At 66.1% G+C, this 15,301-nt stretch carries 13 protein-coding genes; 1 reads left to right on the top strand and 12 read right to left on the bottom strand.

Going from position 1 to position 15,301, the window contains the following annotated elements; all coding sequences use genetic code 11:
* Positions 1-46: 46 nt before the first annotated feature.
* The 12 genes from AB4074_RS12305 to AB4074_RS12250 all read right to left on the bottom strand — a co-directional run bounded on the left by AB4074_RS12305 (position 47) and on the right by AB4074_RS12250 (position 14,557).
* Positions 47-1,426: an MBL fold metallo-hydrolase gene (locus AB4074_RS12305; RefSeq protein ID WP_441413621.1), complete on the bottom strand. Its 1,380-nt coding sequence runs from the start codon at positions 1,424-1,426 to the stop codon at positions 47-49.
* 153 nt (positions 1,427-1,579) lie between these two features.
* Positions 1,580-3,046 carry an FAD-dependent oxidoreductase gene (locus AB4074_RS12300; protein ID WP_441413620.1) on the bottom strand — a complete coding sequence of 489 codons (1,467 nt, stop codon included), beginning with the start codon at positions 3,044-3,046 and terminating at the stop codon, positions 1,580-1,582.
* Positions 3,047-3,144: 98 nt separating this feature from the next.
* Entirely contained in the window at positions 3,145-4,401 is a 1,257-nt protein-coding gene (cobA, locus tag AB4074_RS12295) for a uroporphyrinogen-III C-methyltransferase (RefSeq protein WP_441413619.1), read from the bottom strand.
* 85 nt (positions 4,402-4,486) lie between these two features.
* The gene (locus AB4074_RS12290) at positions 4,487-5,521 is read right to left on the bottom strand and encodes an LLM class flavin-dependent oxidoreductase (protein WP_441413618.1); all 1,035 of its coding nucleotides are present in this window, start codon (positions 5,519-5,521) and stop codon (positions 4,487-4,489) included.
* 35 nt (positions 5,522-5,556) lie between these two features.
* The gene (locus AB4074_RS12285) at positions 5,557-6,507 is read right to left on the bottom strand and encodes an ABC transporter permease (RefSeq protein ID WP_441413617.1); all 951 of its coding nucleotides are present in this window, start codon (positions 6,505-6,507) and stop codon (positions 5,557-5,559) included.
* On the bottom strand, positions 6,497-7,234 hold the full coding sequence (locus AB4074_RS12280; protein WP_437771159.1) for an ABC transporter ATP-binding protein: 738 nt from the start codon (positions 7,232-7,234) through the stop codon (positions 6,497-6,499). Before AB4074_RS12280 ends, AB4074_RS12285 begins: the two co-directional genes overlap by 11 nt.
* A 116-nt stretch (positions 7,235-7,350) precedes the next feature.
* Positions 7,351-8,523, bottom strand: coding sequence for an ABC transporter substrate-binding protein (locus AB4074_RS12275; protein WP_441413616.1), 1,173 nt, complete (start codon positions 8,521-8,523; stop codon positions 7,351-7,353).
* Between the two features lie 274 nt (positions 8,524-8,797).
* Positions 8,798-10,210: a sulfate adenylyltransferase subunit 1 gene (locus AB4074_RS12270; protein ID WP_441413615.1), complete on the bottom strand. Its 1,413-nt coding sequence runs from the start codon at positions 10,208-10,210 to the stop codon at positions 8,798-8,800.
* The gene (cysD, locus tag AB4074_RS12265) at positions 10,210-11,271 is read right to left on the bottom strand and encodes a sulfate adenylyltransferase subunit CysD (protein WP_441413614.1); all 1,062 of its coding nucleotides are present in this window, start codon (positions 11,269-11,271) and stop codon (positions 10,210-10,212) included. Before cysD ends, AB4074_RS12270 begins: the two co-directional genes overlap by 1 nt.
* Entirely contained in the window at positions 11,268-11,984 is a 717-nt protein-coding gene (locus tag AB4074_RS12260; protein WP_441413613.1) for a phosphoadenylyl-sulfate reductase, read from the bottom strand. The genes cysD and AB4074_RS12260 overlap by 4 nt, the downstream gene beginning before the upstream one ends.
* Entirely contained in the window at positions 11,981-13,726 is a 1,746-nt protein-coding gene (locus tag AB4074_RS12255) for a nitrite/sulfite reductase (RefSeq protein WP_441413612.1), read from the bottom strand. The genes AB4074_RS12260 and AB4074_RS12255 overlap by 4 nt, the downstream gene beginning before the upstream one ends.
* Positions 13,727-13,858: 132 nt before the next feature.
* Entirely contained in the window at positions 13,859-14,557 is a 699-nt protein-coding gene (locus tag AB4074_RS12250) for a sirohydrochlorin chelatase (RefSeq protein ID WP_441413611.1), read from the bottom strand.
* Positions 14,558-14,620: 63 nt separating this feature from the next.
* Here AB4074_RS12250 and AB4074_RS12245 point away from each other — a divergent pair, with 63 nt between their 5' ends.
* Entirely contained in the window at positions 14,621-15,292 is a 672-nt protein-coding gene (locus AB4074_RS12245) for a trimeric intracellular cation channel family protein (RefSeq protein WP_441413610.1), read from the top strand.
* Positions 15,293-15,301 lie beyond the last annotated feature (9 nt).

The raw sequence follows: 15,301 nt of genomic DNA, 5'->3' as shown, positions 1-15,301 counted from the left end.
CAACGCCCGCTCACCTATGACCGGCTTTCGAGCAACGCCCGCTCACCTAGGCCGGAGCGGCGCGCGTCAACTCAACACCGGCATCGGCTGCCTCGCGGAAGAGTGCGTCGATGAGCACCACTTCGCGGCCGGCACGATGCAGCAGGCTTGCAGCGACGCTGGCCCGGTAGCCGGAGGTGCAATGCACCCAGATCCTGGAGTCCGGCAGTTCGTCCAGCCGGAGCAAAAGCTCGTGCAGTGGAACGTTCGCCGCGCCTTGGACGTGGGAGGCGGAAAATTCCTCGGTTCGGCGCACGTCCAGCACCGTCTCACCGGGGGTTCGGTCGCGCACCAGCCCCAACCAGTCGGTGACCGGGTACTGCACCAAGGACGCGCCTGGCGCCAGAGCAACAATATCCTCGCCGACGGCGGCATCCGGGGAGTCGAATCCGATCCTTGCGAGATCGCGGATGGCCTTTTCGACGTCGTCACGGTCGCCCAGCAGGGTCAGCGGCTGATTCCATGGCAGGACCCAACCGAGGTAGCTTGTGAAGCTCGATCCCGTCCCGTATTCAAAGGCCACGCTGCCGCGCAGGTGGCTCGCCGCGAAGGCGACCCGGTTGCGCAGGTCCACCACCCACTCCCCTGCCTCGAGCCTGCGCTCCAGTTCCGCGGATTCCAGAGATTCCGGCACGTCGAGCATCGCTGGGCCCGGGCCAAGGGCGTTGAGTGGACTCATGTGCGCGTAGTAGCTCGGATAGGCCGTGATATTCGCCAGGAGGTGCCTGACAAAGTGGTCTTCGTCCGGGTCGGTGAGCGCATGGTTGGTGGCGGCCTGCTCCCCGATCGTCGATGCGGGGATCCTGCTCGCGGGACCGATGGAGCAGAACGAACCGAAGCCATGGGTGGGGTACAGGATCGCGTCCGCTGCTGCCTCAGCCACGAGCCGCCGGACCGAGGCGTACTGATCATGGGCCAGCCCGGCGGTGTCCTCCGGGGTAATCAAATCAGTCCGGCCCACAGAACCGTAGAGCAGGCTGCCACCAGAGAACACGGCTTGCCGGACGCCAGTGCCGGCGTCATGGTCCGAAACGACATAGGCCAGGTGCGTGTGCGTGTGCCCGGGGGTCGCTATGGCTTTGACGGAGAGTCTGCCTACGTTGAAGGTCTCCCCCGGGACAACGGGCTCACGCTCAAACGTTACGTTGTCCTCGGCATTCACCAAGTAGCGGGCGTTGTGGTCACGGGCAAGGATGCGGCCGCCCGTGAGGTAGTCGTTGTGGAGGTGGGTCTCAGCGACATGCGTGATGGTCACACCGGCGTTTCGTGCTGCCGTTTCGACGCGGTCGGTATCACGCTGGGGGTCGATCACGAGCGCCACCGTGCCGTCGTGAACGAGGTAGCTGCGGTCCCCCAATTGGGTCGTTTCGACGACGACGACGTCCATGCGGAGAGTCTAACCCCGATAAAGAACAACGCGGGGTCACTTAGCGCCCATTCCGATGCTCCGGATGGGCGCTAAGTGACCCTCCCCATTCGCCCCCTAACCTCGCAAGCTCGGCCAGGGAACCCTGCGGGTGTGGGCCCCCGTTGCTAGAACCTAGACCTGTGCCGCCACGCCGTCGCGGGAAATGTCCACCATGTCCTCACGCGGGACAACCTTGATGCGTTCGCGCTTGACCTCGACGCCGTGCGAGGTGCCGGCCTCGGAAGCAGCGGCGCCCAGGGCGAGCTCGTGGGCGTCCAGTGCCAGCCAGCCTTCCCAGCTGGTGAACTTCACGCCTCGCGTGTCCAGGAGCTCGACGACGGCGTCCGCCTCGGGAACTGCGGCGACCGGCAGGTTTTCGCGGTCTTCGAGGAGGTACGTGACCGTCTCCAGGGCGTCGCCCTTGGTGTGGCCGATCAGGCCGACGGGGCCGCGCTTGATCCAACCCGTTGCGTAGAGGCCAGGAACGTGCTCGCCGGAAGCGTCCAGCACGCGGCCGCCGTCGTTCGCGACGACCCCGCGCCGGTGGTCGAACTCTACGTCCGGCAGTGCGGAACCGAAGTAGCCGATCGCACGGTACACGGCCTGGACCGGGTAGTCCACGATCTCGCCGGTACCGCGTGCGTTGCCGGTGCCGTCCAGCTCGGTGCGCTCGAACTTGATCGCGGCAACCTTGCCCGGGGTCTCTGCGGAGTCCACGATCTCCACCGGGCTGTGCAGGAAGTGCAGGTGCAGCCGGCGGGAGGCCTTTAGCTCGGAGAGGTCCTCGGGCTGCTCAGCGATCCAGTTGGTGAGGGTACCCACCATGGTCTTGGTCTGGTTGTTCGTCTGGATCTGGCGGTCCGACTCTTCGTCGAACTCGAAGTCCTCGGCATAGAGGATGATGTCCACGTCCTTGGAGTGGGACAGTTCGCGGAGCTCCAGCGGAGTGAACTTCACCTGCGCGGGACCGCGACGGCCGAAGACGTGCACGTCCGTGACCGGGGAAGCCTTGAGTCCGGCGTAGACGTTGTCCGGGATTTCGGTGACCAGCAGGTCGTCGGCGTGCTTGGAGAGGACCCGGGCAACGTCGAGCGCCACGTTGCCGTTGCCGAGCACGGCCACGGAGGTGGCGTCGAGCGGCCATTCGCGGGAAACGTCGGGGTGGCCGTCGTACCAGGAGACGAAGTCGGCGCCGCCGAAGGAGCCTTCCAGCTCGATGCCCGGAATGTTCAGGTCCGCGTCCTTGATGGCGCCAGTGGCGAAGATCACGGCGTCGTAGTGCGTACGCAGGTCTTCGATGGAGATGTCAGTGCCGTAGTCAACGTTGCCGAAGAACCGGATGTCGCCGCGGTCCAGGACCTTGTGCAGGGCGTTCACGATGCCCTTGATGCGGGGGTGGTCCGGGGCAACGCCGTAGCGGATCAGGCCGTAGGGGGCCGGGTAGCGGTCGAAGAGGTCGATGCTGACCGTCAGCTCGCCGCTCTTGACGGCCTCGCTCTTGGTCAGGATGTCAGCTGCGTAGACGCCGGCCGGGCCGGAGCCGACGACGGCGACGCGCAGCGGACGTGCGGCGGTTCCTACGGTGGTGCTAGATGACACGGCTGTGTTCCTTTTCAGTGTGCTTCCCAACTAGCTCGCAGTTGTTGTCGTTTTGAGGGCTCATAACGACAACAACTGCGAGCTAGTTGGGTGAGGGGCTAAGGGGTAACGACGCGGGGCTTGTTGGGGGTCAGGGTGCTGTAATCAGCGGTCTTGAAATGTTCGGGGGCAAACGGGCTGACACGGACGACATCGCCGATCACAATCACTGCGGGATTTGCGACGCCGGTGGCCTCGGCTTGGTCTGCAATCGTTGCCAAAGTGCCGATCGTGACGCGCTGTTCGGGCATGTAGCCGTTCTCTACGATACCTACTGGCGTGTCCAAGGGCATTCCGGATTCCGCGAGGGCAGCGGCGGATTCGCGGAGTTTGGCGACGCCCATAAGCAGGATCACGGTGTGGTCAGGCCGCGCCGGGACTTCGGACAGTTCCTCGTGGCCGGTCACCACGCTGAAGCTCTTCGCAAGTCCGCGGTGCGTCACGGGAATGCCTGCTGCCGCCGGTACGGAGATCGCCGACGTGACACCGGGAACCACTTCAACCTCGACGCCGTTCTTCCGGCAGAATTCTGCTTCCTCGCCGCCGCGGCCCAGGACGTAGGGGTCGCCGCCTTTGAGTCGGACCACACGGTGGCCGGCCAGGGCTTCCTCCACCAGGATCCGGTTGATCTCCAGTTGCGGCACGGGGTGGTGGCCGGGAGTCTTCCCGACTTCGATCACGCGGACGTCCGGAGCAAGTTCCTGCAGCAAGTCGCGCGGTCCGAGGCGGTCCGCGACGACGACGTCGGCCTGGCCCAGCAGGCGACGGCCGCGAACGGTGATGAGGCCAGAGTCACCGGGCCCGCCACCCACGAGGGCGACGCTTCCGATCGAGGCACGACGACGGCGGAGCGGCAGGTCTCCCGTCTCAAGTGCGGTGGCAACTGCGTCGCGCAACGCCATCGCACGGCGGGGGTCTCCCCCGGCATTGATGGCGATTTTGACGTCGTCCACAACGGCGACGGCGGGGGTCCAGGCAGCCGAGGCTTCGTGGTCCGAGGCATTGACGCACCAGATGCGCTGCGCCTCGGCGTCGGCGGCTACCTGGGCGTCCACAGCGGCAACGCCGGTAGCCGTCTGGACGAACCACACGCCGTCGACGTCGGAGGAAAGGTAAGCGCGCGGCTCCCAGGTGAGCAGACCGGAGGCGGCGAGTTCGCTGAGCGCGTCAGAGGCAACGGGGGCCACCACGGTCACCCGGGCTCCGGCGTCGAGCAGTCCCTTGGCGCGTCGCGCGGCCACGGGTCCGCCGCCTACCACCAGCACCGGGCGGCCAAGCAGCCGCAGGGCTGTGGGGTAGATGTCCTGTATTGCCATGAAAAAACTGTAGGGCCGGGCCGTAACATGCTTCAAAGGTCCGGAAACACCAGTTCACGCTAGGTAACCCGGCGTCACATTACGCCTAAGCGCTGGGCGCCTCCCAGCCGATCGCCGGAGCCACGTACTTGGCGATGTTACCCAGCAGCTTGATGTTGTATTCCACCCCTAGTTGGTTGGGCACGGTGACCAGCACCGTGTCCGCAGCCTGTACCGCGGCATCCTGCGCGAGTTCCTCGGCCAAGGCATCGGGTGGGCCGACGTAGCTCTTGCCGAACCGCGACAAGGCACCGTCGAGCATTCCCACTTGGTCCCGGTTATCCACCTGCGCACGGAGCCCGAAATAGTGTTCGTCCTCGGCGTCAACCACGGGAATGATGCTGCGGCTGACCGAAACGCGCGGCTCAAAACCGTGTCCTGCGGCGGCCCAAGCCTCGCGGAACATGCTGATCTGTTCGGCCTGGAGCTGATCGAAGGGAACCCCGGTGTCCTCGGTGAGCAGCGTGGAGCTCATCAGGTTCATGCCTTGTTCCGCGGCCCAGACCGCGGTCTTGCGGGTGCCGGCGCCCCACCAGATGCGCTGCGGCAGCCCGGGCGACGTCGGCTGGATCGGCAGGAGGCCACGCCCGCCGCCCATGAAGGAAGGATCAGCTTCGGCCACTCCATGGCCCGCGATGGCATGCCGGAATACGGCGGTGTGGCGGCGGGCCATCGCGGCGTCGTCCTCACCCTCGGCCGGCGCGTAGCCGAAGTACCGGGCGCCGTGCAGGGCCGGCTCGGGTGAACCACGGCTGATGCCCAACTGGAGCCTGCCTTGGCTGATGAGGTCCGTGGCCGCGGCTTCTTCGGCCATGTACAGCGGGTTTTCGTAGCGCATGTCGATCACGCCCGTGCCCATTTCGATCCGGTTGGTCCGGGCCGCGATGGCCGCCAGCAAGGGGAACGGCGAGGCCTGCTGGCGCGCAAAGTGGTGCACGCGGAAGAAGGCTCCGTTGATGCCGAGTTCCTCGGCCGCAACCGCAAGGTCGATCCCTTGGAGCAAGGCGTCGCCGGCCGAAGGAGTGCGCGAGCCTTGGACGGGTCCCCAATGGCCGAAGGAAAGAAAACCGATTCGTTTCATGCCCGCATCAACCACGGGGTGGACCCGGGAATTCCTTAGCGCGTGCTGCCCGCCAGCAGGCCGCGGCGCAGGAGGAGTCGGCGCTCAATCGGGGCGAACACGACGAGCTCGATCAGGATGCCCACAAACAGGATCGCCAGGATCGCGGACATGACAGTAGCCATGTCGGACAAGGTGCGGCCCTGGTCCAGGAGCGAACCGAGGCCGAAGCCGATAGTGCCGCCGACAGCGATGATTTCGGCGGCCATGAGCGAACGCCAGGAGAAAGCCCAGCCCTGCTTGAGGCCACCAAGGTAGCCGGGAAGGGCCGCTGGCAGGACAATCTGCAAGGCCATCTGTAGTCGCGAGGCCCCGAGAACCTTGCCGACGCTCCGGTATTGCGGCGGAATCTGGTCGACGCCGGAAATCAGCCCGTTGATGATGGACGGGATGGCACCCATGAGGACGACGAAGTAAACAGTGCCGTCCGAGAGCCCGAACCAGATGATCGCCGCCGGAACCCAGGCCACCGACGGCAGCACCTGGAGCCCGGAGATGAGGGGGCCGAAGGCACGGCGCAGCGGCTGCACCTGTGCCAGGAGCAGGCCCACCGGAGTAGCCACGGCGACGCTGATGAGGAATCCGATGACGCCGCGCTGAAGGGAGGTCCAGATGGCTTCCTGTGCCTTGCCCTCGGCCCAAAGGGCACCGAACTGGCCCAGGACGTCAAGCGGCCCGGGAACCTGGTCGCGACGCTTGAAACCGAGGGAGACGTAGAACTGCCATGCCAGGATGAGGACCAGGAGCGCCGCAATAGGGAGGATGACCCGGGTCCAGTCGATGCGCGCCTTGCGGTGGGCGTCCGACTGCAGCTTGTCCAGGCCGGCCTCGAGATCCCGGAGTTCGTCCGGGTTTCCCTTTAGGGACGGCGAGGTGATGTGGCGGGACTGCGGAGCTTGCTCGGCAGTTTCTCCTTCGGCAAGCCGGGTCTCTTGTTCAATTGGCATGGCGGCGGATCTCCTCGCGCAGGCGGCGGGTAATGGTTCCGGTCAGCTCCCCGGCACGGCCGGCGTCGGTCCGGTGTTCCTCGGTGACGTTCCACTCGGCCACGACCCGTCCCGGACGGGAGGACAGCAGCAGGACCCGCTGGCCGAGCCTGACGGCTTCGCGCACGTTGTGCGTCACGAACACGATGGTGCGGCCCGTTTCCTTCCAGATCCGCTCGAGCTCGTCGTGCAGAAGGTCGCGGGTGATGGCGTCGAGGGCAGCGAACGGTTCGTCCATGAGCAACAGCTGCCGGTCCTGGGCCAAAGCGCGGGCCAGGGCGACGCGTTGCCGCATGCCGCCGGACAGCTCGTGCGGGCGCTTGTCCCCCGCGCCACCCAAATGGACGAGGTCCAACAGCTCGCCCGCACGGGCAGCACGCGACGCTTTGCTCAGGCTGCCGGACTTGTCGGCGAGTTTCAGCGCGAGTTCGATGTTGCCGCGGGCAGTGAGCCACGGGAACAGCGCTGAATCCTGGAACATGAAGGCGGCACCGTCGCTGGGCACCTCCAGGGCGCCCGACGTCGGCTGGTCCAGCCCCGCGAGGATGTTCAGCAGGGTGGATTTGCCGCAGCCGGACGCACCGAGCAGGGCGACGAACTCGCCTTGCTCGATGGTGGCGTTGACGTCGTCCAGCACCGGGGCGCCGTCGCCGAAGCGTTTACCCAGGTGTTCCAGTACGACTGGCATGGTCCCGTCCTTCGTTCGTTGCTTCGTTGGTGAATGTGCGCCCAACTGACTCGCAGTTGTTGTCGTTATGAGGCCTCAAAACGACAACTATTGCGAGCCAGTTGGGTTTTGGCGGTTCAGTCTTGGCCCAGTCCTGCGGCCGAGGTCTTCTGCCCGGTCACGCTGTTGAGGGCGCGGAGGTCGAAGATGCCGTTGATGTCGGCCGGTTTCGTGATGCCGGCGTCGACCCCGTCCTGGAGCAGCTTCTTGTAGGTTCCCGCGAGCGGGTCCACAGTGAAGGTGATGTTCTTCAGCGAGCGGTCGATGACGTCAGCCGGGAGCGTGCTGCCCGCGGTCGCCTTCAGCGCGGCGTTGATGGCCGTGGCCTTGTCGGCGGGCGAAGCGGTGTTGAGCCAGTTGACCGAGGCTTCGTGGCCCTGGAGCAGTGCGGTCACGGTCTGCGGGTGTTCGGCGGCGAACTTCTTGCTCACGATCAGGATGGTGGTGGGGAACGCACCTGGTTTTCCGGTCGTGGACCCGTCCCAGAGGTCCTTCTCATCCACGAGGACCTTGCCTCCGGCCTGGACCACCAGACGTGAGGCCCAAGGCTCGGGCAGCCACGCGCCGTCGAGCTTTCCGTCTTGGAAGAGCTTGAGGGTCTGTGCGTTGTCGGTCGGGTTGATGGCGACGTCGCCTCCGCCGTTCGGGTTGGTCTTCAGGCCCTGCTTGCCCAGCCAGGCGCGCAGTGCCACGTCCTGGGTGCCGCCGAGCTGCGGCGAGGCGAGGGTCTTGCCCTTGAGGTCCGCGGCGCTGTTGATGCCGGGCTTGACCACCAACTGGGCTCCGCCGGAAGCCGCGCCGGCGATGATGCTGATCGAGGCGCCCTTGCTCTGGACGAAGGAGTTGATGGCCGGGTTGGGGCCAAGGTACGCGGCGTCGATCGCTCCGGCGTTCAGGGCCTCGACCGCGGCCGGTCCGGCGTTGAAGATCTGGGTGGTGAGCTTGGTGCTGCCCAGCTTGCTGGCGATGATGCCCTTGCTGACGCCCACCAGCGCGGGGGCGTGGGTGACGTTGCCGAAATAGCCGAGCCGGAGTTCGGCGGCGGGCGTCGTTGCCGCCGAGGCCTGGGTTTCGTTGTTCTTCGCCACAACCGATGCGACGGCGGCGCCAGCACCGATCAGCAGGACGAGTCCGACGGCGATTGCGATCTCGAGCGTGCGGCGGCGCTTGGGCTTGTTGCTCTCGCCGGCGACGATGCGCGTGGTTCCCGGGTTCGAGGCGGGCGGCGTGGGTTCTGGGGTGTTTGACATGTTGATCCTTGGAGTGCGTGAAGGGGCTGGGCGTCTATCAGGCCCTGCGACATCGCCCCGGGAGGGCAGGCAAGGACCAATCCGATGAGGTCATGGATTCACCATAGGGACTGTCATATTTGCCGTTCAATGACCCGGAAACCCGGGGTCACGCACGTTCATCCGGCGTCACAATTGGGATGACTCCAACGCAATAAAACCGCAGCTTGTTTCCCATCCCGGACCTTGAAGGCGGGGTTTGGGAAGCAAGCTGCGGTTCCAGTCACCAAGAAGGTCAGATGACGTAACGTTCGTCCTCGTGGTCGCCGGGGTGGTCCTTCACCAGGCCGGCGGCCAGGGTGTTGCCGTCCACGGGGTCGATCACCAGGAACGCACCCGTGCGGCGGTGGTGCAGGTAGTTCTCCAAGGGCAAGGGCGCGGCCAGTCGAAGTTGGGCGTTGCCGATGTCGTTCAGCTCAAGGCTCGAGGCTGCCTCCACGTTGAACGTGGCCAGGTCGAGCTTGCCCGACACATTGCGGACGAGCGCCTGGACGGTCCGGGTCCCGTGCTTCACGAGCACCTTGGCACCTTCGCGCAGCGGCTTGGGCGAAAGCCAGCACAGCGCCGCGTACAGATCGGCCGAGCTCTCGCGCACCGTCCCTGCTGCGGCAATGGTGTCACCGCGGGCGATGTCGATTTCATCGGCCAGGCGGATCGCCACCGACTGCGGAGCAGTAGCCTCAGCCAGCTCGCTGCCGGCGAAGTCGATCCCCGTCACGGTGGTGATGCGGGGCTCGTGGCCAGGGCTCAGGACGGTTACCTTGTCACCGAGCTTCACGGTTCCTTCCGTGATCTGGCCGGCGTAGGCACGGTAGTCGCGGTACGCTCCGACGTCGAGCCCTGCGGCGACGGCGTCGGGAGCCAGCGCGCCCTGCGGCCGGATGACCAGCTGGACCGGGAAGCGGAAGCTCTCCAGGTGGCTTTCGAGCTCGTCGGCGGCCGGAAGGGTTTCCAGTACCTCGAGCAGGGCCGGGCCGCTATACCAAGGAGTGCGGTCCGAGCGGTCCACCACGTTGTCGCCGTCGAGGGCTGACACCGGGATGACCGCTACGTCGGCAATGCCGTCGCTGCCCAAGCCAAGCTCGCGGGCGACTTTCTGCACGTCCGTCTCGATCTCGCGGAAGACGGACTCGCTGAAGTCCACGAGGTCGATCTTGTTCACGGCGACGATCACGTGCGCCACGCGGAGCAACTGCAGCACTGACAGGTGGCGGCGGGTCTGCTCCAAGACTCCCTTTCGGGCGTCAATGAGTACGACGACGGCATCCGCAGTGGACGCGCCCGTCACCGTGTTCTTGGTGTACTGCACGTGGCCGGGGCAGTCCGCGAGGATGAAGCTGCGGCGGTCCGTGGCGAAGTAGCGGTAGGCGACATCGATAGTGATGCCCTGTTCCCGCTCGGCGCGAAGGCCGTCGGTCAGGAGGGCGAGGTCGATCGCCTGGCTGCCGGTGGCACCGGCTCCGCCGAAGCCACGGTCCGCTGAGGTGCGGGCGACGGCGTCGAGCTGGTCCGCGAGGATCGCCTTGGAATCGTGCAGCAGGCGGCCTACGAGGGTGGACTTGCCGTCGTCGACGGATCCAGCCGTGGCGAAGCGGAACAGCGTTGATTCGCGCAGGCCGGTCTCCAGGAGTGAAGTCTCAGTGCTCATTAGAAGTAGCCGTCCTTCTTGCGGTCTTCCATGGCTGCCTCGGAGATGCGGTCATCTGCACGGGTGGCGCCACGTTCGGTGAGTGTGGATGCGGCAACTTCTAGGACAACAGCAGCGACGTCGGTCGCGTCCGAAAGGACGGCCCCGGTGCAGGACATGTCGCCCACCGTGCGGTAGCGGACGAGCTTCGTAATGACTTCCTCGTGGGGTTTCGGCATGGAGACCTCGCCGACCGCACGCCACATGCCATCGCGTTCGTAAACCTCGCGCTCGTGGGCGTAGTACAGGCCGGGCAGCTCAATGCCTTCGCGTTCGATGTAACGCCAGACGTCCAGCTCGGTCCAGTTGCTGATGGGGAACGCGCGGACGTGTTGGCCCACGGTGTGGCGGCCGTTGTACAGGTTCCACAATTCGGGGCGCTGGTTGCGGGGATCCCACTGGCCGAATTCGTCGCGCAAGCTCAGGATGCGTTCCTTGGCACGGGCCTTGTCCTCGTCGCGACGCCCGCCGCCGAAGACGGCGTCGAACTTGTTGCGCTGGATTGCATCCAGCAGCGGCACGGTCTGCAGCGGGTTGCGGGTACCGTCAGCACGCTCGGCAAGTTCGCCGCGGTCGATGAACTCCTGGACGGAGCCAACCACGAGCTTGAGGCCCAGGCGTTCCACCGTGCGGTCACGGAAATCGATGACCTCGGGGAAGTTGTGGCCGGTGTCCACGTGCAGCACCGGGAACGGAACCTTGCCCGGCCAGAACGCCTTCGTGGCCAGGTGCAGCATCACCACGGAGTCCTTGCCACCGGAGAACAGCAGCGCAGGCTTCTCGAACTCGGCAACAACCTCGCGGATGATATGGATTGCCTCGGACTCCAACGTGTCCAGGCTGGACAGGCGTGCGCGGGGTTCGACGCCGACTGCCGCCCCCGCCGTCGGCCCCGATGCCGCCCAGGGAGTGGCATCGGGCCTGTCGGAGCGGGACGCGATGCTGCTTGCAGCATCGCCGTCCCGCGAAGGGGCGGGGGCGGCTTCGGGGTCGACGGCCACGGAAGTCTGGTAAATGCTCATACGTGTAGTCCGCATTCTGTCTTGTCGGTTCCTGCCCAGCGGCCGGAGCGGGGGTCCGCTCCCGGGGCCACTTTGCGGGTGCAGGGCTGGCATCCGATGGACGGGTAGCCCTGGCTCAGGAGGGGGTTGACGGGAAGGATGTTGTCTTCGGAGTACTGGACCAGCTGGTCAAAGCTCCAGTCGGCCATAGGGTTGACCTTGACCAGGCCGTTGGTCTCGTCCCACGTGATCAGCGGGGTGTTGGTCCGGGTGGGGGCCTCGTCGCGGCGGACTCCGGTGAACCAGACTTCGTAGCCGGCGAGGGTCCGGCGCAGCGGCTGGACCTTGCGGAGCGCGCAGCACTGGGCGGCGTCGCGGGCAAACAGATCCTTGCCGAGAAGCCGGTCCTGCTGCTCCACGGTGTTTTCCGGGAGCACGTCCACGATGTTCACGCGCAGGTTCGCGGCGACCTCGTCGCGTGTGGCGTGGGTTTCCGGGAAGTGGTAGCCGGTCTCCAGGAAGAGGACGTCGACGCCGGGAAACTGGTCCGCGACGAGGGCCGGCAGCACGGCGTCGGCCATGGAGCAGGCGACGGCGACGGCGGGCAGTTCGAAGTTGCGGGCCACCCAGGCGATGACGTCGCGGGCGGGCGCGTTCCAGCCGAGCTCTGCGGCACCGGCTTCGGCGAGGGCCTTGAGTTCGTCGTGGGAGCGGAGCTCGGTTGTGGTGGTCACTGGAGATCTCCTTCATCTGCGGAGTGTGCCCATTCGGCGAAGGTCTGGCCTTCGGTGCGGTCGGCCACGAACTTCCGGACTACCCGCTCTACGTAATCGGGCAAGTCCTCGACGTAAACCTTGAGGCCGCGCACGGTGCGTCCGAGGCCAGCTTCTTCGCGGTCGGACGAAGCCAGCCCGCCGCCCAAGTGGACCTGGAAACCCGGGGTGGGGTCGCCGTCGGGCGTTGGCAGCATCATGCCCTTGAGCCCGATGTCCGCGGTCTGGATGCGGGCGCAGGAGTTGGGGCAGCCGTTGATGTGCAGGGACAGTGCCTGGGGCAACTGGCCGCTGCCCGCGAGATCGGCCAGGCGGCGTTCCAGTTCGGCGACGGCGGTGGCTGCCGTGACCTTGGTTTCCACGATGGCGAGCTTGCAGAATTCGATGCCGGTGCAGGCGATGGTGCCGCGGCGGAACACGGACGGGCGGGCGGATAGGCCCAAGGTGTCCAGATCGGCGACGAGCGGTTCCACCTGCTCTTTGGCGACGTCGAGCACAACAATCTTCTGGTGCGGGGTAGTGCGCAGGCGGAACGAGCCGCGGGCTTCGAGGGTGTCAGCCAGCTTCACGAGCTGGCTGCCCGAAAGGCGACCGGCCAAGGGCGTGGCACCGATGAAGAACTTGCCGTCCTTCTGCTCGTGGATGCCGACGTGGTCGCCGGGTGTTGAAGGCTTGGGGGCTGCGGGGCCGTCGGCGAGCTTGAAGCCGAGGTATTCGTCTTCAAGGATCTGGCGGAACTTCTCGGGACCCCAATCCGCCAGGAGGAACTTCAGGCGTGCCTTGGTCCGCATGCGGCGGTAACCGTAGTCGCGGAAGATGCTGGTGACGCCGAGCCATACTTCTGCGGCTTCCTCGGGCTTCACGAACGCACCGAGCCGCTTGGCGAGCATCGGATTGGTGGAAAGCGCGCCGCCTACCCAGAGGTCGTAGCCGACGCCGAGTTCGGGGTGGACCATGCCGACCAGGCCGAAGTCGTTGATCTCGTGGACAACGTCCTGCGAGGGGTGGCCGGTGATGGCGGTCTTGTATTTGCGCGGCAGGTTGGCGAGCTCGGGGTCGCCGATGAAGCGCTCCGCGAGTTCGTGGATCAGCGGCGTGGGGTCGATGATCTCGTCCTTGGCGATGCCGGCAACCGGGGAGCCAAGGATGACACGCGGGACGTCGCCGCAAGCCTCGGTGGTGGACAGGCCGACGGATTCGAGGCGGCGCCAGATTTCCGGCACGTCCTCCACGCGGATCCAGTGCAGCTGGATGTTCTGGCGGTCGGTCAGGTCGGCGCTGCCACGGGCGAAGTCCACGGAGATCTGGCCGATGACGCGCAGCTGCTCGGTGGTGAGCGCACCGCCGTCGATCCTCACGCGGAGCATGAAGTACTTGTCCTCAAGCTCGTGCGGCTCAAGCGTGGCGGTCTTGCCGCCGTCGATACCGGGCTTGCGCTGGGTGTACAGGCCCCACCAGCGGAAGCGGCCGTGCAGGTCCGTGCCGTCGATCGAGTCGAAGCCGTGCTTGGAGTAGACAGACTCGATACGCTCGCGGACGTTGAGCCCGTTGTCTTCCTGCTTCCAGGTTTCGTTGGCGTTGAGCGGCGCGGTGCCGTCGACTTTCCACTGGCCGTGGGGTTTCGCGGCAGGACGGGCGGTGCGGGCCGGGCGCGTGGGGGCAGCCTCGTCCGCAGACGCTCCGGCTAGAGCTGTATCAGTCATGCATCGACTGTAGGGCTGGCCAGATTTCTCCAACAACGACGCAGAAACGAAGAGTCACCTAGGGAAATATTTCGTCACGAACCGCCGTCGGGCCTTGTTCACCTGGCCGCGCTGTGCATTCGAAAATCCCGCTTAGGCGCTCGCGGCAACCACTGCGTCGTAGCGTTCCAGGGCGATCTTCGCGAGCACCGGAGAAGGCAGCAGCGGTGCCGTCACGACGTCGGCCCCGGCCTTGGACAGCTGGTCGTGGAAGTAGCCCGTGGCCAGCAGATACGAGGACACCACCACCCGGCCACCGTCTCCGGTGACTTCAGAGCGCAAGGCCGCGACGCCGTCGGGGACGTTCGGTTCGGCACTGGCGCCATAGGCGACGCGCACCTTGTTGGGAAGCAGCTCGGCGAGCTGGCGCGCCTGCTCTTCCGAATCGACGGAACCGTCCGGCAGCGATGAGCCCGCGGCGGCGAGCAGGACGCCGTCGTCGTCGCCCAGGCCCGAGTCGCGCAACCGTGCGGCGAGCAACTCTGCGAGCCGCGGATCCGGCCCCAGCGGCGGCGCCGCGGACACCTCCGGGCGGGACTTGATCGCCTTGGGGATGTCCACTTTGACGTGGTAGCCGGTACTGAGCAACAAAGGAACGACGACGGCGGGCGTGCCTTCCGGGAGGCCGGCCACCACGCCGCCCAACTCGGGCTCCTGGACGTCCACGTAGGCCTCGACAACGGTCAGGCCGGGCCGGAGCGCCTCAATCTCGGCCATGACCTGGCGGATCGCGGCTTGCCCTTCGACGTTCCGGGTTCCGTGGGCGCACGCGATTAAGACAGGGCTGTTCATGCGTGCAAGCGTAACGTTGGGCGAGCATGATCGCCCGTCTGTGAACGAAGAATGGAGCTGCATTTGTTCACTTTTGACCTTGCGCTGGTATGGCTGGATCTGGCCGGCGTCTTCTTTTTCGCCGTGTCCGGATCCTTGCTCGCGGCCAAGAAGCAGTTCGACATCATCGGCTCTCTGCTGTTGGCTTCGCTGGTTTCCCTGGGCGGCGGTGTCATCCGCGACATCGTCATCAACGCCGGCCCGCCCGCGGCCTTCACCAACCCGGTCTATCTGCTGCCGCCCGTGTTGGCCGCAGTGTTGGTGTACTTCCTGTTTTCGAGCATCCAGCGCTTCACGTCCCTCTTGACCCTGTTCGACGCCGGCGGGCTGGCTTTGTTCTGCATCACCGGGACGCTTAAAGCACTGGCCGCCGGGATGAATCCGGTGGCTGCAATCCTCCTGGGAGTCACCACGGCCGTGGGCGGCGGTTTGCTCCGCGACATCACGGCCAACGAAATTCCCACCCTCTTCAATGCCCGGGATCTCTACGCCCTGCCAGCCTTCACGGGAGCCGCCCTGACCGCACTGCTCTGGAACATCGGAGCCTTCAACGGTGTGACGGCCGGGGTCATTGCCGCCTGGGTTTTCGCCTTCCGGGTGGTGGCTTGGCGTTGGGGTTGGCGGGTGCCTTTGGCGGTCCGGGGATGGCACCGCGCCGGGGTCTCCCCGGGCGCCGAATCACGTGGCCGCGATTAGCTAGGATGG

It is taken from the genome of Arthrobacter sp. 2MCAF14 (assembly GCF_052115645.1).
Lineage (GTDB): Bacteria > Actinomycetota > Actinomycetes > Actinomycetales > Micrococcaceae > Arthrobacter.
The sequence above is the reverse complement of the archived record's forward strand: the minus strand, read 5'-3'. Positions and strand labels throughout refer to the sequence as shown.